Here is a 19,728-nt window from a genome sequence, read left to right on the forward strand (position 1 = left end):
CTAGAAAAATACAAATTCGTTCTTAAATTTGTAATGACCAAATTTAAGAACGAAAACAAATTTTTGTAAAATGGCAAAAGTAACAGAACATCTTAAAAGTAATAACGGAAAACCAATATTTTCAATTGAAATTATTCCGCCAACTAAAGGGTCAAATCTTAATGATTTATTGAATGCCATTGAACCAATGATGGAACTAAAACCGCCATTTATTGATGTTACTTTTCATCGTGAAGAATATTTTACGAAGCAATTGCCTGATGGAACTACCAAAGAAGTGAGAACCCGTAAACGCCCTGGTACTGTTGGAATTTGTTCGTCAATCATGCACAGATTTAAAATTGACCCAGTTCCTCACGTACTTTGTGGTGGTTTTACCAAAGATGATACCGAAGATTTATTGATTGATCTCAACTATTTAGGTATCGATAATGTATTGGCATTGCGAGGTGATTTTGCTAAACCTTATGATACTTTCAAGGCTAAAAAAGATGGTCATTTGTATGCAAACGAGCTTGTTTCACAAATAAAAGAGATGAATCAAGGCAAATATTTGCATGAAGATGCTGAATATCTTAATGCCAGCAATTTTTGTATTGGTGTAGCTGCTTATCCAGAAAAACATTTTGAAGCTCAAGATTTGGACCAAGATATGGAAAATCTAAAGCGAAAAATTGCTGCAGGAGCAGATTATATTGTCACTCAAATGTTTTTTGATAACCAAAAATATTTTGATTTTGTCAATAAATGTCGTGCTGAAGGAATTAATGTGCCAATAATTCCTGGTTTGAAAGTTTTGGCAACCAAAAAGCAACTAGATATTTTGCCAAGATTATTTTATTTGGATATGCCAGAAGCTTTCAGAAAAGAAGTTTTAGCTTGCGAAAACGACAAACAGGCCAAACAAATAGGGATAGAATGGAGTATTCAGCAATGCAAAGAATTGATTGATTTTGGTGTTCCCGCATTACATTTTTATACAATGAGCAAGTCAGATACCACAATGGCTGTGGCTAGGGAGGTTTTCTAAGTTGAATACAAATTGTAGAGACATTTATGCAATGTCTCTACAATTTTTTATAATCTATGGTAAAATCAACGCATAACCCATGTTTTGAAAAGTCGAAAACGTAATCAATGCAGATTGAGCAACTTTAATGTTTTCATTTCGAGGGTCATCAACCATTTTTCTAGCTCGAAGCGATTGTCCACATACATAAAAACGCACCCCATTTTTAGCTAATTCATTGATTAGTTGAGTGTTAGGATTTGCAATACCAAATTTTTTCTTGTAAGTCTCGTCATCTAAAATATAAGGTGTTCCTAAAAAATGAAACACCCCTACAACTGATAAATTCTCTTTTGGAATGCCTGCTTCAAGGTGTAAATTGACCAATCGAGCGAGTTTATCCAAAGAAGCATTAACAGAATCAGGTTTGTCCGAAGATTTTGAAAGGTCAACAATAATTTTATACTTCAATTTTTTGTCGGCTACAGGTGTGGCTTCTGGCACTTCAAACATTCCGCCGCCACTTTTTATGACAGGAAATTTTTTCTGTTGAGCGAAAACGATATTTCCAGAAAGGAAAATGATGCAAATAATCAGTATTTTTTTCATTATGATGAAGGTTTTAGATTGAAAAAAGGCAGTTATCAAAAACATGTGCTGTTTAAGATAACTGCCTAAAGTACTATAATTTATCGACTAATTAAATATCAATCTTAGCATATTTTGCATTACGCTCGATGAAATCACGACGTGGGCCAACTTCATCGCCCATCAACATGGCGAAAAGATGGTCAGCTTCTGCTGCTGACTCAACAGTTACTTGTTTCAAGGTACGTTTGTCAGGACGCATCGTCGTTTCCCAAAGTTGTTCTGGGTTCATTTCACCCAAACCTTTATAACGTTGAATACCCACATTCTCTTCTTTTCCACCACCTGCTAAACGTTTTACAGCAATTTCACGCTGTTCTTCTGTCCAACAGTATTCCTCTTCTTTTCCTTTCTTTACCAAATATAATGGCGGTTGAGCGATGTAAATAAATCCTCTATCAATCAGTTCTTTCATATAACGATAGAAGAATGTCAGAATCAAAGTTCTAATATGACTACCATCAATATCAGCATCGGTCATGATAATAATTTTATGATAACGAAGTTTATCAGTATTCAATGCACGTTCATCGCCCTCTCTACCGATTTGTACACCCAATGCGGTGAACATATTTTTTATTTCTTCGTTCTCATAAATTTTAAATTCTTGAGCTTTTTCTACGTTTAAAATTTTACCACGTAAAGGCAAAATCGCTTGAAAAGCACGGTTTCGTCCTTGTTTAGCCGAGCCGCCTGCCGAGTCACCTTCTACTAAATAAACTTCACAAATCGTAGGGTCAGATTCTGAGCAGTCAGCCAATTTTCCGGGTAAGCCGCTTCCCACTAAAACATTTTTACGCTGTACCATTTCACGTGCCTTTTTAGCGGCGATACGTGCTTTGGCAGCCAAAATAACTTTGTCAACAATGATTCGGGCTTCTCTTGGGTGTTCTTCCAAATAGTTTTCAAGCATTTGAGAAACACACGAACTCACAGCGGTTGTTACTTCGCTATTACCAAGTTTGGTTTTAGTTTGTCCTTCAAATTGTGGTTCTTGAACTTTTACAGAAATAACCGCTGTTAATCCTTCACGGAAATCATCGCCACTAATTTCGATTTTTTCTTTGGCTAAAATTCCAGATTTTTCAGCATAACCTTTCAAAGTACGAGTCAACGCCATACGAAAACCTGAAACGTGAGTACCGCCTTCGTGTGTATTGATATTGTTTACAAACGAAGATACGTTTTCGCTATAACTTGTGTTGTAAAGCATAGCAACATCAACAGGCACACCGTCTTTGATTCCTTCCATATACATTGGTTCGGGAATCAAACGCTCACGACCTGCATCAATATAAGACACGAATTCAGCCAAACCACCTTCCGAATGGAAAGTATCGGTTAAAGCTTCTCCTTTTTCGTCGATTTCACGCAAATCTTTTAAAATAATCGTGATTCCTTTGTTCAAGAAAGATAATTCACGCAAACGATTGGCAACAGTTTCGTACTTGTATTCAGTTACTGTAAAAATTGTATCATCAGGCTTGAAAGTCACTTGTGTACCAGTATCGTTTGCCGTTCCGATTTCACGTACTGGATAAAGTGGTTTACCGATGTTGTATTCTTGCTCAAAAGCTTTGCCTTCTCTGTGAACTTCTACTCTAAGATGGGTCGAAAGTGCATTAACGCAGGAAACCCCTACACCATGCAAACCACCCGAAACTTTATATGTGTCTTTATCAAATTTACCACCAGCGTGAAGTACAGTCATTACAACTTCCAAGGCTGATTTTTTTTCTTTAGAGTGCATTCCCGTCGGAATTCCACGCCCATTATCTTTTACTGTTACCGAATTATCTTCATTAATTGTTACATTAATTGTGTCACAATGTCCAGCAAGAGCTTCATCAATTGAGTTGTCAACTACCTCCCAAATGAGATGGTGAAGACCTTTCGCACTAATATCGCCAATGTACATGGCTGGACGTTTCCTTACTGCCTCTAACCCTTCGAGTACCTGAATATTCTCGGCACCATAATCTGCTCTTGAATTCTTTGGCTCGACGCCATCTTGATTTTCTGCCATAATTTATTTTTTATGAAAATTTAACTAACAGATTTTATCTGTTTTTTTTCCTTAACTTTGAAACTCACAGTTTTAAGTGTTATTTAGTTGTAAAGATACACATTTTAATCGAATTTTGAAAATTTATCATCGAACGATAAGTTCAATAAATATAGTCTTTCGGAGCTTATTTGGTTAAAAATTTATTTCACAGTTTTATCTAATTGACTATCACCTAAAAACAATATTATGAGAAAATTTATTTGTCTTATTTTTTTGCTAACATCTTGTAAGTCAACATTTTATGTTGTTCGTCATGCCGAAAAAGTTGATAACTCTAGCAATCCAACATTGAGTACATTAGGGTTTGAAAGAGCTGAATATTTGAAAAATGAATTGGCTAATAAAGGAATTTCAACGATTTATTCAACCAACTATTTACGTACCAAGAATACTGCAAAACCACTTGGCGATTTTAAAGGAATTTCGACTCAAATTTATGCCGCATCGCCAGCCGATTCAATGCGGGTTTTTATTGAAAAATTGAAGCAAATGAAAGGCAAAAATGTCTTAGTGGTTGGACATAGTAATACCGTTAAATACGTTGTCAATGGCTTGTATGAGCGTGATACGTTGCGAACCGATATTGCCGATAATGATTTTGATAATTTGTACATTGTAGAAAGAGTTTTTTTTCCAGTCAAAAAAAAGCGTTTCTTTGCAAAAACTTATGGAAAACCATCTCCACAATAGGTCTTTCTAATCAAAATGATATTTTTGGTTAAGTTTTTGCGTTAATTGAAGAATATGCTTTGCTCATTTTTTTGCCATCATTCAAAAACACAATTCTGATAATTGTGATACACATAAATATTGAATATTTTATAGTATGAAAAACCTTCGTAGATTTACTTTAATTGCTCTAGCCGTTGTTACGATTCCTTTCGTAGCCTTTAAATATGACGACCGCTATTTTGAAATAGCCAAAAACTTAGACATTTTCGCAACCATGTTTAAGGAATTAAATGCTTATTATGTGGATGAAATAAATCCAAATAAAGCCATGCGATTGAGCATCGAATCAATGCTTAAACAACTTGACCCTTACACCAACTTTTTCCCTGAAGATGATATTGAGGATTATATGACCATGACAACAGGGAAATATAACGGCATTGGAGCAACAGTTTCGCACCGAGATAACAAGCATGTAGTAGTGATGATTTATGAAGGTTCGCCTGCGGATAAAGCTGGAATGAAAATTGGCGACGAAATTGTGAAAGTAGATGGTGTGGACGTGGTTTCTCGTAAAGGTGTTGATATTGGTCGATTAATGAAAGGACAAACAGGTACAACTGTCAAGATGTCAGTAAAACGCTTTGGCCAAAATTCTCCTTTGGATTTAGTGGTTGGACGAGACATTGTGAAAACATTAAACGTGCCTCATTCGGGTATGATTAATGAGGAAGTTGGTTATATTCAACTCAATGATTTTACAGCAACGGCTGCCAAAGAAGTAAAATCAGCCTTCAATGATTTGAAAGGGCAGGGGATGAAAAAACTTATTTTGGATTTGCGTGGAAACCCAGGTGGTTTGCTCAATATGTCGGTCGAAATCTGTAATGCTTTTTTGCCGAAAGACCAAATGATTGTAGAAACTCGTGGAAAAGTGGCCGAATGGAATCATAAATACATGGCTCTTGAAACGCCACTTGATACCGAGATGCCAATTGTGGCTCTAATCAATAGTCAAAGTGCTTCGGCGGCTGAAATTGTAAGTGGAACGCTTCAAGATTACGACCGAGCAGTTTTGATTGGACAAAGGTCGTTTGGAAAAGGTTTGGTGCAAACAACCCGTGATTTGAGTTATAATACCAAAATGAAAATTACAACAGCAAAATACTATATTCCTAGCGGGCGTTGCATTCAGGCTTTAGATTACAGCCATCGGAATCCTGATGGAAGCGTAGGACGAGTGCCAGATTCATTAAAAACTGCTTTTAAAACAAAAAATGGACGCACAGTTTATGATGGTGGAGGTGTTGACCCTGACATCAAAACAGAAGTACCAATAATGGCTGCCGTAACTGCTAATTTGATCCAGAAAAACTACATTTTTGATTACGCAACCAAATACTATTTTGAACATGTCAATCAAAAACCAAAAGATAAATTTTCAATACAAGAAGCTGATTTTCAAGAGTTTATATCTTGGCTAAAAAGTAAAGATTTTACTTATACAACCACTATGGAAAAAAACCTAGATAACTTGGAAGCATCGGCAAAAAAAGAAAACTCTTTGGATTTGGTACAAGAACAAATCAAATCATTGCGAGACAAAATTAACCAAGGAAAACAACAAGATTTAATCAAAAACAAGGAAGATATTAAAGAGCAGTTAGAAGCTGAAATTTTGAGCCGATATTATTACCAAAAAGCGATGAAGTTTGTGGCTTTCGACCGAGATAAAGAAGTGCAGGAAGCCTTGAAATTATTTAAAGATATGCCTCGTTATAATGCAATTTTGAAGGGTAGTAAGTAGATTATTGAATTGTAAGTGAATAGTGAAAGCTTTTTCTTGACAGTTTTGTAAATTTTTATGAAAAAGACTATAATCTTTTTCATTTTGTTGTATTTTTGCGGGGTCAATAATTTAAACAATACGATTATGTTCGGTTATCAATATCCTACTTGGTATGCAATTGCATTTTTTGCAATTTTAATGCTCTCAGCTTTTGCTGTTGGTAAATGGTTAGTAAAAAAAGATAGAGACTACGACGGATTCTAATAATATTCTGAACCACGAGAGATTAATTTCCAAAAATTAGTATCTCGTGGTTTTGAATTAAAAAACACCTTCTTCTAAGTGGAAAATCGCTTTTTCAGGTAGTTTTTTTGTTAAAAGCCTTGCCACAATACTACTTCGAGTACCATTTGAACAAGCTACAACAATTTTTGTGTAGTTTTGTAGTTCACCTAATCGCTCCATAATTTCATGCGGAGGAATATTAATACCACCGATATTAAAATCTGCAAATTCGGTTATTTCTCTTACATCCAACAAAATACTGTTTGACTCTGAAAGGATATTTTCTAAGTCGTTTTGGGATATTTCAGTAAAATTTTGCATAAGTTTTATTAGAAAAAAACGTACCATAATTAAGCAATATTTTACTTAAAATATGGTACGTTCAAATATGATTGTAGTGAAATTTACAATCAAACTACTTTATTTATAAAGTGCATCACGTTGAGCTTTAATTCGCTCGTCGGTCAAATACCCATCAAAATCTATTAATTTATCAAGGCAACCTTTTGGCGTCAATTCGATTACACGAGTAGCAACTGTTTGTGTCAATTGATGGTCATGGCAAGTAAATAAAATATTGCTAGGAAAGTCTTCCATGCCTTTATTTAGGGCCTGAATCGACTCCAAATCTAAGTGATTGGTTGGTTCGTCGAAAAGTAAAACATTTGCTCCAGAAAGCATCATTCTTGAAAACATACAACGCTGTTTTTCTCCACCTGATAAAACTGTACATTTTTTCAGAGCTTCTTCACCCGAAAACAACATTCTGCCTAAAAATCCACGAATAAAAGTTTCATCTTTTTCGGTCGAATATTGTCTGAGCCAATCAACTAAATCAAGGCTACCATCAGAGAAATATTTTGCATTTTCGTTGGGTAAATAAGTGTTAGTAATCGTAATTCCCCATTTGAAAGTACCGCTTGCTTGTTGTTTTTCTCCAGAAAGAATGTCAAATAAAGCTGAAACAGCCAATCCATCTTTACTTAAAAAGGCAATTTTTTCGCCACGAGCCACTTGGAAACTTAAATCTTTAAATAAGTAAGAACCGTCATCTAATTTGTAGCTCAAATTTTCAACTAACAAAATTTGGTCTCCAACTTCACGTTCTGGTTTAAACCCAATGTAAGGATATTTACGAGAAGAAGGTTGAATTTGCTCAATATTCAACTTTTCAATCATTTTTTGACGAGCAGTGGCTTGCTTAGATTTTGCAACGTTTGCCGAGAATCGACGAATAAAATCTTCTAATTCTTTCTTTTTTTCTTCAGCTTTTTTGTTTTGGTCAGATTTTTGGCGAGCCGCTAATTGACTAGATTCGTACCAGAAAGAATAATTACCACCGTACAACGAAATTTTCTTATAATCAAGATCGGCAATATATGTACAAACGTTATCCAAGAAATGTCTATCGTGAGAAACAACAATAACCGTATTTTTAAAATTCATTAAAAAGCCTTCAAGCCACAAAATAGATTCAATGTCTAAGTTATTGGTAGGCTCATCAAGTAATAAAATATCAGGATTTCCAAAAAGAGCTTGAGCCAACAAAACCTTTACTTTGTCCGCAGGATTCATGTCGGCCATAAGTGTGTAATGTGAATCTTCTTTAACGCCCAAGCCAGAAAGCAACGAAGCTGCATCCGATTCTGCATCCCAGCCATTCATATCAGCAAATTCTGCTTCAAGTTCTGCTGCACGATTACCATCTTCTTCTGAAAAATCTTCTTTGGCATAAATGGCGTCTTTTTCAGCTATGATTTGAGATAAACGCTCATTTCCGCGAACAACTGTATTTAAAACTGTATCGTCATCGAAAGCATTTTGATTTTGTTTCAAAACGGACATTCTTTCGCCTGGGTCCATACTGACATTTCCAGAGGTTGGGTCAATTTCACCTGAAAGAATTTTAACAAAAGTTGATTTTCCAGCTCCATTTGCTCCAATAAGACCATAAACGTTGCCTGGAGTAAACTTTAGATTTACCTCTTCAAAAAGAGTTCTTTTACCAAAACTTAGCGAGATATTTGAAACTGTAAGCATTTTAATGAATGAAGAATGTAGAATTAAGAATATGTGAATGAATTCTATCTTCTACTGTTTTTGTAAATATTTTGTATTGTAACTGCTTAAAATATGCCCTCGTCAGCGAAGCTAAAATAGCCGTTATCACTAAAAATGAGGTGGTCAAGTACAGGAATATCAAGCATACGACCTGATTCTTTCACTTTTTTCGTTAAATCTTTATCCGCTTGGCTCGGAGTCAAATTGCCCGAAGGATGATTATGCACCAATATTATTGCAGAAGCTAAATGTTCAATTGCAGCCTTAAAAATCATTTTTGGGTCGGCTACCGTTCCTGCAACTCCTCCGATACTTATTTGCTGTGGACGAATAATTTCATTGGCTCTGTTAAGTAACAAAACCCAAAATTGTTCGTGTGTTAAATCCATCAAATAGGGTCGAATTGCTTCGTACGCATCGGCAGATGAACCAACTTTTGGTTTCTTGATAACTTCACTTTCCTTTCTTCGTCGTCCGAGTTCTAAAGCTGAGGCAATCGAAATGGCTTTTGCTTCGCCAATTCCTTTGAACTTAATTAAATCATTGATACTTAATTTGGCAAGCTCATTAAGGTTATTGTTGACACTCTGCAAAATTAATTTTGATAAATCTACTGCTGATAATTCTCGTGAACCCGAGCCAATCAATATTGCAATTAGTTCGGCGTCAGTTAGGGCTGCTTTGCCTTTCATCAAGAGTTTTTCTCTTGGACGGTCTTCTTCAGCCCACGAAAGAATATTATTTATCATGCTTTGTCATTGTGTTTTTAGCTTGAAATAATCATTACTTAAAAATATTTAATTTCATGGCTAAAAACTGCTGACTATTTTTTATCAAAACTGAAACAAAAAATGCTCACGGAGAACATATTCCATGAGCAAAATATTGAATTTCTTTGGGGTTACACTCCGCTGGGCGGCATTCCGCGAAATTACGCTAATGTAGCGATGTGCTTAGCCAAACCTGATTTCAAGTTTGCTGCTTTGTTTTTATGAATAACGTTCTTACGAGCTAATTTATCCAAAGCAGAAGCTGCAGTTTTGAACAATTCTGTAGCGGCTAATTTATCGTTAAGACCACGTAACTTTCTAACCAAAGTACGAGTTGTTTTGTGTTGGTAACGATTTCTCAAACGCTTAGTTTCGTTTGCTCTGATACGCTTTAATGCTGACTTATGATTTGCCATTGTATTTTATATAATAATTGTCTTACTCTGAAATTGGACTGCAAAATTAAGGAAATAATATTAAATAAAAAACTTAAACTAAAATATTTTCATAAAAAAAGCGGTACTGTATGTTACAAACAGTACCGCTTTTGTTTTTAAACTATTGAACGAACTACCTCGAACAGAAGTTTTTACTTAATCTCTGAATTGATAACTAAAACTTTTTCCCAATTCTCACCATTTGCTTTTTCAAATGATTGGTATTGAACACTTTCACGGAATTTCTCCACCTCAGCATCAGTTCTGAAAGTAAGGTAGTGCATTACGTCGTATTCAGCTTTTGTATTTTCTTCGTTAAAAGTTTTACCTGCTGAATAACTAGCTATTTCTGGTAATTCACGTTTCAAATCTTGAAAACCATCCATGTGTTTTTTGATTGCTTCTGCTGAAGTACCTTGTTTGAATTTAAAACAAACAATGCGTTGCTTTTGTGCTTTTGGAGGCGTGTATGCCGAACCATAAGCTACCATTAAAAAAGCGAACAATCCAAGTGCCAATGCTGGCATTAAATATCTTAATAACGATTTTTTCTGTGTCTGACTCATTTCTGTATATCCGAATAATATTTTGTAATATGATGCAAATATAACAGAAATTATTTGAATATGTTGCATTATTTCAAGAAAATATTTTATTGTTTCCGTAAAAATAATGTTTTACCAAATATTATTTGGTTTCGAGCGTATTTTACAAAACTGATATTTGTCAATAAAAATTAAAATAATTTAGATTTAGGTTTTATTTTTTAGTGTTTTTCTAAGAAAAATATTATTTATTTAGAAAGTAGGTTTTAAATTTAATGCTTATGCTTTTAAAAATGATATTTTTCTGAAATGTAAGTGTAAGTATGAAGTTTTTTAGAAAATACAAGAAAAAATATTTTATTTTGGGAATAAAAATCCACAAAAATGGCAAAAAAGAGTGAGTGCAACGATTGTTTTCGGGAAATAGTACATTTGAGTTTGGCAAAAGGGAAGATTTTAGTTTTTTGTAGTGCTATCATTGTATTAAAATCTACGGGCTGGCAAACCAAAAAAGAATTTCCAATGGTTTGGGGATTTTTTGGTCATCAAAAGATAAACCGTTTGGCCGTTTTTACGCTTCCGCCCGAAATGTTTGGATTTTATAAAAAGAATATTGATTTCATTACAGAAAATGCCGTTAATCCTGACCAAAGGCGTTATGCTGTGAAAGAAGAAGCTCCCCGACACTTTATTGATTTAGATATTTATAAAGATTCCTTGAAGTTGCTTTTACCTACTTTTTCTTGGCGGGAAGCAGCAGAAAAACTTTCGGAAGATACCTTAAATCGACATGGAATTGTGCCTTGGCATATCAATTTTATGAAATTTCAATTAACCGAAGCTTTTCGAAAAAAAGATGCTCGACGAATTTTGATGCTTTCGGCTGATATTGGGCATTATATTGCCGATGCCAATGTACCGCTGCACACAACAAAAAATTATAACGGACAATTGACTAACCAAATTGGAATTCATGGTTTTTGGGAAAGCCGATTACCTGAGTTGTTTTCTGAGGAATATGATTTTTTTGTTGGTCAAGCCGAATATGTTCAGATTCCTCAAAAGCGTGCGTGGCAGGCCGTGATGAATGCTCATGCTGCACTGGATTCAGTTTTAATTTTTGAACGCAAATTAACTAATCAATTTTCAGATGATAAAAAATTTGGTTTTGATGAGCGAAATGGCGTTACGATGAAAAATTATTCTAAAGAGTTTTCAATGCGTTACCATGAAATGCTCAAAAATCAAGTTGAACGCCAAATGCGTGCGTCAATTAAAATGGTTGGTGATTTTTGGTTGACTTGTTGGATTGATGCGGGACAGCCAGATTTGACTCAATTACTTAATTATCAGTTAAGTAAAGATGAAAAAGAAGCCGATGATTTGGAGAAAAAATCTTGGCTACAAAAGGTTTTTGATGTGAGAAAAGAGGGTGATAATTGACAATTATTTCCGCAGAGAAATACCAATAGTACTTCTCTGCGGAATAATAGAGATTAAATATTAATTGTTTTCTTTTTCTCAAGATACCTCTTTACAATGCTATTTAATTGCTTTATCCTTCTTCTTGAAATATTCACTTTCATATTATTAAGTAGCAATAATTCGCCTAATTGATAGTTATTAATAAATTGAAGATTGATAAGATAAGCTCTATTTGGACGAATAAAGCCACATTCTTCCCCTATACGCTTGTGAATCTGCCCTATGGTTGTTGCAACGATTTTATTTCTACCTTTATAGTAATGAATTATCGTATAGTTTATGTTGGCTTCAAAATATGCCACATCTTCGGAGAATAATTTGGTTCTACCTCCAACTTCTATTGCTGTTTTCATTTGGCATCATATTTAATCAATAGGAAAAAAGCTCATTTAGCATATTTGCTATTGAATGAAAGTGCTATTGGATGCGAGTGATGACTAGATTTGCTGTAACAGCACGAGTTCCACCTGCAGTTGGATTGATTGTAAGAGCAATTGGATTGCCACTCGGATTGACAACTTGAAGTAACGAATTTGGTAATGTTGTTGTAATCATTGTGTGGCCACTTATTTGGCTTGTGCCTGTTGCACGCCCCACCACGCTTGTTGGAATATCAGTGCCGTTTAGTTGCAAAATTAGTTGTCCAGCTTCGGCAATACTTACCTGCCAATCAACCAAATAAATCCCTACTGAAGGGATAGAAAACTGGCTGGTATTTATACGTGTGATAATTCCATTAGATATGCCATTTTGTGGAAATTGAACTGCTGCACCTGCTGCAATGGTAGCGGTATTATCGCCAGGCATAAGGGCATAAAATTCAGCAAATGTTAAGATATTCCCTAAAACACCCCATTTGCTGCCATTCCAATAATAAAAACCAGGAGAAACATTATTTGGGGGAATACCCACAGTAGCGGTGTTATACACAAATAATGAAGTAGCAGGCGAAATGATAGTACTGACATCGGTCGGTGATGTTAAACTGACACGAGGAATTAGTACTCCTTTATTGTTAGCTGCTACTTCAAACATTGCGGAGGGATTATTTTGGGCAAATGTAGCCGCATTAAAACTAAAAGTAATGAGCCAAACGATAGAAGTGATTTTTGCGGCACTCCGTAAATTACCTGAAATAGAGATGGATGTGCGAATAAGTTTTTTCATTTTTAATAATGTTTTCATGTTAAAAGAGAGTAAAAAATGTAAATTGTTGAAGAAGGATTTCAATACCGTTAACATATTTCTTGGGATGTAGGCTTGACTTACCAAGCAAATATTATACTTGTGAAATACCTTTTACTCTGCAAAGTTGAACCGAATATTCGTAGTAAGTATTACATAATTATATCTATTATTTACTTAATTCACACATTTATGAACAAAATAAGAGAAGTAATAATTATAAATAAATTAAGGTGATTGGGCGGTAGCAAACTAAAGTTGACATTGAAAATATTTATCTGAGAAAATTGTAATCTTTGAGTATAAAAAAACTCAATCTAAGAAAGGAGGTTTAGATTGAGTTTTAAAACTTGGTGTATCTTTATGCTGAAATATTAAAATTCTTAGATTCTAATAAATATTTTTTTCTTAAATAGCCAATTTAAAATTAACCAATAAAGTAATAGCATTAATCCCCCATGAACGAGTGATTGGTAAGGAATTCCGAAAATTGCTCCATAGTTTTCTCCCAAGTGAATTTTGAGTGATTTTGAAATATAAACACCCAACGCATCAGCAATACAATAGGCCGCAATCGAATTCATTCCGATTACTTTCAAGAAATAAAACCAATCTTGTTTTTGCTTTAAATCAACAATCCAGTAAAAAAAAGCTAAGAATAGAAAGCACCATCCTCCGCTAAAAAGTACCCAAGTTGGTGTCCAGATTCGTTTCACATTTGGACAAATGCCTGATAAATTTAAAATTAATCCTATTGAAAGACCAGAAATGCCCAAAATGACAAATGTTTTTAGTTTTTCGTTTGCTAAAGAATCAGATTTTAAGATATTTCCTGCAAGAAGTCCCAAAATCATTGTGCCGAGAGTTGGAATAAAACTCAAAGTTGCATAACCGCCCCCATTGAAAAGAAAAGGTTTTTCTCTTGGAAATAGATTCAAAAACCATTGGTCAAATGCCCAAGCAAGGTTTGTGTTTTTGTTCCAATGAGCTGCAAATCCCGTTAGATTATGTTCCCAATTTGGTGAAACACCTGTATTAGCATAGTTGAAATTCGCATCTGGTAGCGGATAAAGTGCAAAAGCTAGCCAATAACCAACAAGAATAATGACAAGTGCCGAAATCTGAACTTTCTGCGAACGAAAGCCTAACAAAAATAAGATTGGATAACCTAAACCGATTTGGCTGAGGGTATCTTCAAAAGTAAAATAAGTTTGAGTTTTGTATTGTGAACGAAGAAAAATTCCAAGCAAAATAAGTATCAAAGAACGTTTGAGTGCATGTACAAAAACGGTGCTAAAACTACTTTCTTGTGTTAATCTATTAGCGATTGAATAGGGCAGAACCACGCCAACTAAAAACGAAAACGACGGCTGTATCAAATCATGTAATGAGCAGCCAATCCATTCGACGTGGTCTTGGTGAAAGGCTAAAAAAGCCCAAAATGAGCTTTCTGGCAAGGCGTCAGCAACTTTATGAAAGCTGAGTACTTCGCCCATCATGAGCAGCATAACAAACCCACGATAGACATCGGCCGATGTGAGTCTTACAGGTAAAGAAGGCATAGTTTTAGGGGTTAAATATGCCTTAAAGATAATAAAATTATACTATTATAAAATCAAATGATTGAGAGACATTATGCCTCTCAATCGTTTAATTAATTATAATCGAACAACTACACGGCCAATTTGCTTTCCTGCTAATATTTTTTTGATTTCCTTCGTTAAGTTTTTTAAGGTAATTGTTTTAGTGATTTCTCGTAAATCTGATGGTTTCCAGTTTTTTGCGAGGTTTTTCCAAAGCTTTTTACGCCATTCAATATCACATTCTGACGAATCAATACCAAACATAGAAACGCCACGTAATATGAAAGGAAACACGCTCGTCGGTAATTCTGGAGAATTTACTAAACCACAAATAGCCACTACGCCATTGTATTGCATAGATTTCAGAATAGTTGCTAACATATTTCCGCCCACAGTATCAACACAGCCAGCATAAATTCCTTTCAAAAGTGGGCGATTAGATTTATCATCTATTTCTTCTCGTGAAATAACCTCTTTTGCACCGATTTTTAACAGAAATTCTCTGCCTTCGGGTTTGCCTGTTACACCTACAACATGAAATCCTAATTTTGACAAAATCATTACTGCCATCGTACCAACGCCACCTGTTGCACCTGTTACAATTACTTTTCCGTTTGCTGGTTTTAGCCCGTTTTGTAGTAGTTTGTCGATACATAAGGCGGCTGTCAAACCTGCCGTTCCGAAAATCATACTTTCTTTGGGTTTTAGTCCACGAGGAAGTTTGACAACCCATTTTGCAGGAACACGAATGTACTGCCCGAAACCTCCCGATGTATTCATTCCGAGGTCGAAGCCTGTTACTAAAACTTTGTCTCCTTTTTGAAAATCCGTAGAAATACTTTCTTCTACCACACCTGCTGCGTCAATTCCAGGCGTATGAGGATAAGAGCGAGTAACACCACGATTACCTATTGAAGAAAGAGCATCTTTATAATTTAAGGAAGAATAATTTACTTTAATTAACACTTCGCCAGTGGGTAAATCTTCGATTTTTCGCTCAATAATTGCTTGTGCAAATGTTTTATCTTCTTTTTCTGTGACGTAAAATGCTTGAAATGTTGACATTTGTATGATTTTAGATTGAAATGTTGTACTCGTTTTAATTTGAAAGACATTAAAAATACTTTTTTTGTTCAAGAAATGATTATTTTTAATGCGTTTAACTAAGTTTTTTAAGCATTAAATTTTGCTTGAAAAAATTGCTTAAAATTTATTAATAGAAGAAAATGATAGATATTGGCCGAAAAATTACCGTTGTATTGCTAATAATTTGGTGGGGGGCATTTACATTTTACGCAGGAATTGTTGTTCCGATTGGAATGCGAGTTTTGGGTAGCCACACCAAAATGGGTTTTATTACGCAGGCCGTAACAAACTATCTTAATTATTTTAGTATCATCATTTTTGTAGGCACTGCTTTTCAGTATCGAACACAAAAAAAGCTTTTTGGATTAAGTATTTTATTGATTTTTCTTCAAATAACACTTTTTATACTTCACTTTAAATTGAATTTATTTCTTGATTTTCAGTTGTTTATCGTAAAATCTAAAGCTAGTTTTTATCTCTTTCATCGAATATATTTACTTATTTCTACACTTATTTGGTTGCTTTTGAGTACTATAATTTTGGTTGAAGTGAAAAATAATAATTGATAGGAATGAAATTTTACTCAACAATCTGCCAACTTGGCGGAGATGTTTCAAATCCAGATTGTGGACGAAAATAAGAATAACGGTTACTTTTTCCGAAAATTTGTATTTCTGTTAAAATCGTTTTATTACCAATTTCAATAAAATCAGGGAGTGTATTGGTCGGATAGACAACCGCTGAACTTTCACTATAATTTGTAAAAACGAAAGCAATCGGTAAAATATATTCACCTTCGTAACCCAAACCTAAAAGTGGGAGTTTTTTTAGCCCTTTTTTTATATTTCCACCAAAATTGAGATTTTGTTCAAATTGAGGTGTCATTAAAGGATAGAAAACTTCTATATCCTCGATTTTTCCAACACGATTAACAAAAAATTTGACATAAATTCTTCCATAGAGGCTTGATAAAATAGCATTTTTGGGATAGCTGATGTGTTTTTTTGCCAACTCAAAAAATACTGGATTTCTGTCTAAATCTTTTTGTGCAACGCAATGAGCAGAGATAAATATTCCGATGTAAACAAAATGAAGTTTAATATTTTGAGTGAATTGAGCGTACATAATTCCTAATGAAATAATGTGAAATTTTGATGCGATTATTTACAAATTTGATTAATTATTAAAAGAAAAACAAATTTTAAAATTCATACAAATAACAAAAAAGGTCTTAAGATTTCTCCTAAGACCTTTTTTGTTAAATTTTGGTGTTTATTACATCATTCCACCCATTCCGCCACCATGTGAGTGACCCATGTCTGGAGCTTTATCTTCTGGAATATCAGAAACAACCGCTTCAGTTGTCAATAATAAACCAGCGATTGATGCTGCATTTTCAAGAGCCAAACGAGTTACTTTCGTAGGGTCAATGATACCTGCTGCCAACATATATTCAAATTTATCTTCACGAGCGTTATAACCGTAATCGTCTTTTCCGTTTTTCACTTCTTGAACAATTACCGAACCTTCGCCACCAGCATTAGCAACGATTGTACGCAATGGAGATTCGATAGCCGAACGGATGATAGCGATACCAGTAGTTTCGTCACCATTTAAGCCTTCAAGACCAGCTAAAGCTGATTGAGCACGAATCAAGGCTACACCACCACCAGCTACGATACCTTCTTCAACGGCAGCACGAGTTGCATGAAGTGCATCATCAACACGGTCTTTTTTCTCTTTCATTTCAACCTCAGTTGCAGCACCGATGTAGATAATTGCTACACCACCTGACAATTTAGCCAAACGCTCTTGTAATTTTTCACGGTCATAGTCAGAAGTAGTTGATTCCATCTGAGCTTTGATTTGGTTAACACGACCAGCAATTTGTTCTTGGTCACCAGCACCGTTTACGATAGTAGTATTATCTTTATCGATGATGATTTTATCGCAATGTCCTAAGTAAGAAATATCAGCATTTTCTAATTTGAAACCTCTTTCTTCAGCAATTACAGTACCGCCAGTCAAGATTGCGATGTCTTCTAACATTGCTTTACGACGGTCGCCAAAACCTGGAGCTTTTACAGCACACACTTTCAAAGCACCACGGATTTTGTTTACAACTAAAGTAGCCAAAGCTTCACCATCAACATCTTCAGCGATGATTAACAACGGACGACCAGTTTGTGCAACGCCTTCTAACACTGGAAGAAGTTCTTTCATTGAAGAAACTTTTTTCTCAGAAATCAAGATGAATGGTTTTTCCATTTCAACTTCCATTTTCTCAGCGTTTGTTACAAAATATGGAGATAAATAACCTCTGTCAAACTGCATACCTTCTACAGTTTTAACTTCAGTTTCTGTTCCACGAGCTTCTTCAACTGTGATAACACCTTCTTTACCAACTTTCTCCATTGCGTGAGCAATCATTTGACCGATTTCATGGTCGTTGTTGGCAGAGATTGTTGCAACTTGCTCAATTTCTTTTGAAGTTGAGATTGCTTTAGATTGAGCTTTCAAAGCCGATACAACTGCTGTTACTGCTTTTTCGATACCACGTTTCAAATCCATCGGATTTGCACCAGCCGCTACGTTTTTCGCACCGATAGTGTAGATAGATTGTGCTAATACTGTTGCAGTTGTAGTTCCGTCACCTGCTTGGTCAGCAGTTTTAGAAGCTACTTCTTTAACTAATTGAGCACCCATATTTTCGATTGAATCTTTCAACTCAATCTCTTTAGCTACCGTTACACCATCTTTAGTGATTGCAGGTGAACCAAATTTCTTGTCAATGATTACGTTACGACCTTTTGGTCCTAATGTTACTTTTACTGCATTTGCAAGAGTATCAACGCCACGTTTCAACTTCTCTCTTGCGTCTGTATCAAATATAATTTGCTTTGCCATTTTTTCTTTGAATAATGAATTTTAAATGATTGTAATGAGTGATTTTGCTGTTTAATTTTTTAGCTAATAGCCAATTAAACTATTGCGTAGATATCAGACTCACGCATGATAAGATATTCTTTTCCATCAACTGTGATTTCAGTTCCAGCATATTTTCCATAAAGTACGCTATCACCTACTTTTACGATTGTTGGCTCATCTTTTTTGCCTGGTCCTGCTGCAACTACAATACCTTTTTGTGGTTTTTCTTTTGCAGTATCAGGTATGATGATACCAAATGCTGTTTTTTCTTCTGCCGGAGCAGCTTCTACCAATACTCTGTCTGCTAAAGGCTTAATGTTTACTGACATTTTATTCTGAATTTTTAGAGTTTAAAAAAATTAGATTGAGATAATAAATTTGGATATTAAAATAGAGATACCTATGTTTCAACTTTATTGCAGATGATTATTGTATCTCAAATCTTATACCTCAAATCTAGCATCTGAATTATTGACGTGCTGACAGTTCCACAAAAGTTTTGCCAACGGACGGCAAAGGTACGGTTTTCTGACAAAATTTCAGTTTTGACTGCCAAAAATGTTTAAAAGTCTGTCATATAAATTTGAAAATGACAAATTTCAAGACTAACACGACAAAAATTGCATTTAAAAATTATATCTAAGAGCCATGCCTAATGAGTTTTCATCGGTTTTTATTTGCCAAAAACCTAAAGTGTCTTTACCAATGGCTTGGTTATATTTGATAGCAGCTTTCTTGATATGCGATTTTCCGATAAAAGTACAGGCTAGTGAACCACCAAGTGACGCGAGAATAATACCCAAATAAGTGCCTGTATAATAGCCGCTTTGTTGGCGACGTGTATTGTTAAGATTGGCAAGAATATATATTGTAGGAATGAAACTAATCGCTTGTCCGATTGCTGTGAATGTTTTGAATTTTTTATAGTGAAAGTTTACTTCGGCATCATTTAATTCAAAAAAAGGCACTTCCAAAGAATAATAGCTATTCAACTTTCGCTCCCCATAATAATAAATACTGTTTACTTTTTGTAAGGGTTTTAAGGAAAATAGCTTTCGAGTAATATTTGGATTGTAATAAGATGAATCTTTTTGGGCAAAACAACTTAATGCAATACAAATAAATAAGAAGGTGGTAAGTTTTTTCATTGAAACAAATATTTTGATTGAGCCTTTTG

General features: G+C 34.8%; 20 protein-coding genes. 5 read left to right on the forward strand and 15 right to left on the reverse strand.

From position 1 onward, the window contains the following. Positions 1 to 70: 70 nt before the first annotated feature. Positions 71 to 1,030, forward strand: a complete 960-nt coding sequence (gene metF / locus MJQ71_RS01140; protein ID WP_238803880.1) for a methylenetetrahydrofolate reductase [NAD(P)H] — start codon at positions 71 to 73, stop codon at positions 1,028 to 1,030. A 54-nt stretch (positions 1,031 to 1,084) separates the two neighbouring features. Here the strand turns inward: metF and MJQ71_RS01145 are convergent, their stop codons facing one another. Further along, a complete protein-coding gene (locus tag MJQ71_RS01145; RefSeq protein WP_238803881.1) occupies positions 1,085 to 1,618 on the reverse strand; it encodes a DsrE family protein in 534 nt (177 codons plus the stop codon). 91 nt (positions 1,619 to 1,709) lie between these two features. Beyond that, positions 1,710 to 3,683 (reverse strand): DNA topoisomerase (ATP-hydrolyzing) subunit B, encoded by a 1,974-nt coding sequence (gene gyrB / locus MJQ71_RS01150; protein WP_238803882.1) that lies wholly within the window; start codon positions 3,681 to 3,683, stop codon positions 1,710 to 1,712. A 228-nt stretch (positions 3,684 to 3,911) separates the two neighbouring features. Here gyrB and MJQ71_RS01155 point away from each other — a divergent pair, with 228 nt between their 5' ends. Together MJQ71_RS01155 and MJQ71_RS01160 are read left to right on the forward strand one after the other, a co-directional pair. Then, complete coding sequence (locus MJQ71_RS01155) at positions 3,912 to 4,415, forward strand: SixA phosphatase family protein (RefSeq protein WP_238803883.1); 504 nt, start codon at positions 3,912 to 3,914, stop codon at positions 4,413 to 4,415. A 136-nt stretch (positions 4,416 to 4,551) separates the two neighbouring features. Next, positions 4,552 to 6,204, forward strand: a complete 1,653-nt coding sequence (locus MJQ71_RS01160; protein WP_238803884.1) for a S41 family peptidase — start codon at positions 4,552 to 4,554, stop codon at positions 6,202 to 6,204. Between the two features lie 303 nt (positions 6,205 to 6,507). On the opposite strand, the gene MJQ71_RS01165 is transcribed toward MJQ71_RS01160, so the two are convergent. From MJQ71_RS01165 to MJQ71_RS01185, 5 genes are all read right to left on the reverse strand, one after another. After that, on the reverse strand, positions 6,508 to 6,792 hold the full coding sequence (locus MJQ71_RS01165; protein WP_238803885.1) for a rhodanese-like domain-containing protein: 285 nt from the start codon (positions 6,790 to 6,792) through the stop codon (positions 6,508 to 6,510). A gap of 99 nt (positions 6,793 to 6,891) precedes the next feature. After that, positions 6,892 to 8,511 (reverse strand): ABC-F family ATP-binding cassette domain-containing protein, encoded by a 1,620-nt coding sequence (locus MJQ71_RS01170; protein WP_238803886.1) that lies wholly within the window; start codon positions 8,509 to 8,511, stop codon positions 6,892 to 6,894. An 86-nt stretch (positions 8,512 to 8,597) separates the two neighbouring features. Beyond that, positions 8,598 to 9,281: a RadC family protein gene (radC, locus tag MJQ71_RS01175; RefSeq protein ID WP_238803887.1), complete on the reverse strand. Its 684-nt coding sequence runs from the start codon at positions 9,279 to 9,281 to the stop codon at positions 8,598 to 8,600. Positions 9,282 to 9,463: 182 nt separating this feature from the next. Then, a complete protein-coding gene (gene rpsT, locus MJQ71_RS01180; protein WP_238803888.1) occupies positions 9,464 to 9,718 on the reverse strand; it encodes a 30S ribosomal protein S20 in 255 nt (84 codons plus the stop codon). 173 nt (positions 9,719 to 9,891) lie between these two features. After that, positions 9,892 to 10,305 (reverse strand): Dabb family protein, encoded by a 414-nt coding sequence (locus tag MJQ71_RS01185; RefSeq protein WP_238803889.1) that lies wholly within the window; start codon positions 10,303 to 10,305, stop codon positions 9,892 to 9,894. A 363-nt stretch (positions 10,306 to 10,668) separates the two neighbouring features. On the opposite strand from MJQ71_RS01185, the gene MJQ71_RS01190 reads away from it, so the two are divergent. Beyond that, a complete protein-coding gene (locus MJQ71_RS01190) occupies positions 10,669 to 11,727 on the forward strand; it encodes a zinc dependent phospholipase C family protein (protein ID WP_374759606.1) in 1,059 nt (352 codons plus the stop codon). Between the two features lie 53 nt (positions 11,728 to 11,780). Here MJQ71_RS01190 and MJQ71_RS01195 read toward each other — a convergent pair whose 3' ends face one another. The 4 genes from MJQ71_RS01195 to MJQ71_RS01210 all read right to left on the reverse strand — a co-directional run bounded on the left by MJQ71_RS01195 (position 11,781) and on the right by MJQ71_RS01210 (position 15,602). Then, positions 11,781 to 12,122, reverse strand: a complete 342-nt coding sequence (locus MJQ71_RS01195; protein WP_238803890.1) for a LytTR family DNA-binding domain-containing protein — start codon at positions 12,120 to 12,122, stop codon at positions 11,781 to 11,783. A gap of 64 nt (positions 12,123 to 12,186) precedes the next feature. Continuing rightward, entirely contained in the window at positions 12,187 to 12,936 is a 750-nt protein-coding gene (locus tag MJQ71_RS01200) for a phage tail-like protein (RefSeq protein ID WP_238803891.1), read from the reverse strand. A gap of 401 nt (positions 12,937 to 13,337) precedes the next feature. Beyond that, entirely contained in the window at positions 13,338 to 14,516 is a 1,179-nt protein-coding gene (locus MJQ71_RS01205; RefSeq protein WP_238803892.1) for an acyltransferase family protein, read from the reverse strand. Between the two features lie 96 nt (positions 14,517 to 14,612). Continuing rightward, the gene (locus MJQ71_RS01210) at positions 14,613 to 15,602 is read right to left on the reverse strand and encodes a YhdH/YhfP family quinone oxidoreductase (RefSeq protein WP_238803893.1); all 990 of its coding nucleotides are present in this window, start codon (positions 15,600 to 15,602) and stop codon (positions 14,613 to 14,615) included. 161 nt (positions 15,603 to 15,763) lie between these two features. Between MJQ71_RS01210 and MJQ71_RS01215 the strand changes: the two genes are divergently transcribed. Beyond that, complete coding sequence (locus MJQ71_RS01215; protein WP_238803894.1) at positions 15,764 to 16,189, forward strand: hypothetical protein; 426 nt, start codon at positions 15,764 to 15,766, stop codon at positions 16,187 to 16,189. A 13-nt stretch (positions 16,190 to 16,202) separates the two neighbouring features. On the opposite strand, the gene MJQ71_RS01220 is transcribed toward MJQ71_RS01215, so the two are convergent. The 4 genes from MJQ71_RS01220 to MJQ71_RS01235 all read right to left on the reverse strand — a co-directional run bounded on the left by MJQ71_RS01220 (position 16,203) and on the right by MJQ71_RS01235 (position 19,699). After that, the gene (locus tag MJQ71_RS01220; RefSeq protein WP_238803895.1) at positions 16,203 to 16,748 is read right to left on the reverse strand and encodes a hypothetical protein; all 546 of its coding nucleotides are present in this window, start codon (positions 16,746 to 16,748) and stop codon (positions 16,203 to 16,205) included. A gap of 150 nt (positions 16,749 to 16,898) precedes the next feature. After that, positions 16,899 to 18,530 (reverse strand): chaperonin GroEL, encoded by a 1,632-nt coding sequence (gene groL, locus MJQ71_RS01225; protein WP_238803896.1) that lies wholly within the window; start codon positions 18,528 to 18,530, stop codon positions 16,899 to 16,901. Positions 18,531 to 18,604: 74 nt separating this feature from the next. Beyond that, positions 18,605 to 18,880 (reverse strand): co-chaperone GroES, encoded by a 276-nt coding sequence (locus tag MJQ71_RS01230; RefSeq protein WP_238803897.1) that lies wholly within the window; start codon positions 18,878 to 18,880, stop codon positions 18,605 to 18,607. Between the two features lie 297 nt (positions 18,881 to 19,177). Continuing rightward, positions 19,178 to 19,699, reverse strand: coding sequence for a hypothetical protein (locus MJQ71_RS01235; RefSeq protein WP_238803898.1), 522 nt, complete (start codon positions 19,697 to 19,699; stop codon positions 19,178 to 19,180). Between the last annotated feature and the right edge of the window lie 29 nt (positions 19,700 to 19,728).

Source organism: Emticicia aquatica, assembly GCF_923079645.1.
Classification (GTDB): domain Bacteria; phylum Bacteroidota; class Bacteroidia; order Cytophagales; family Spirosomataceae; genus Emticicia; species Emticicia aquatica.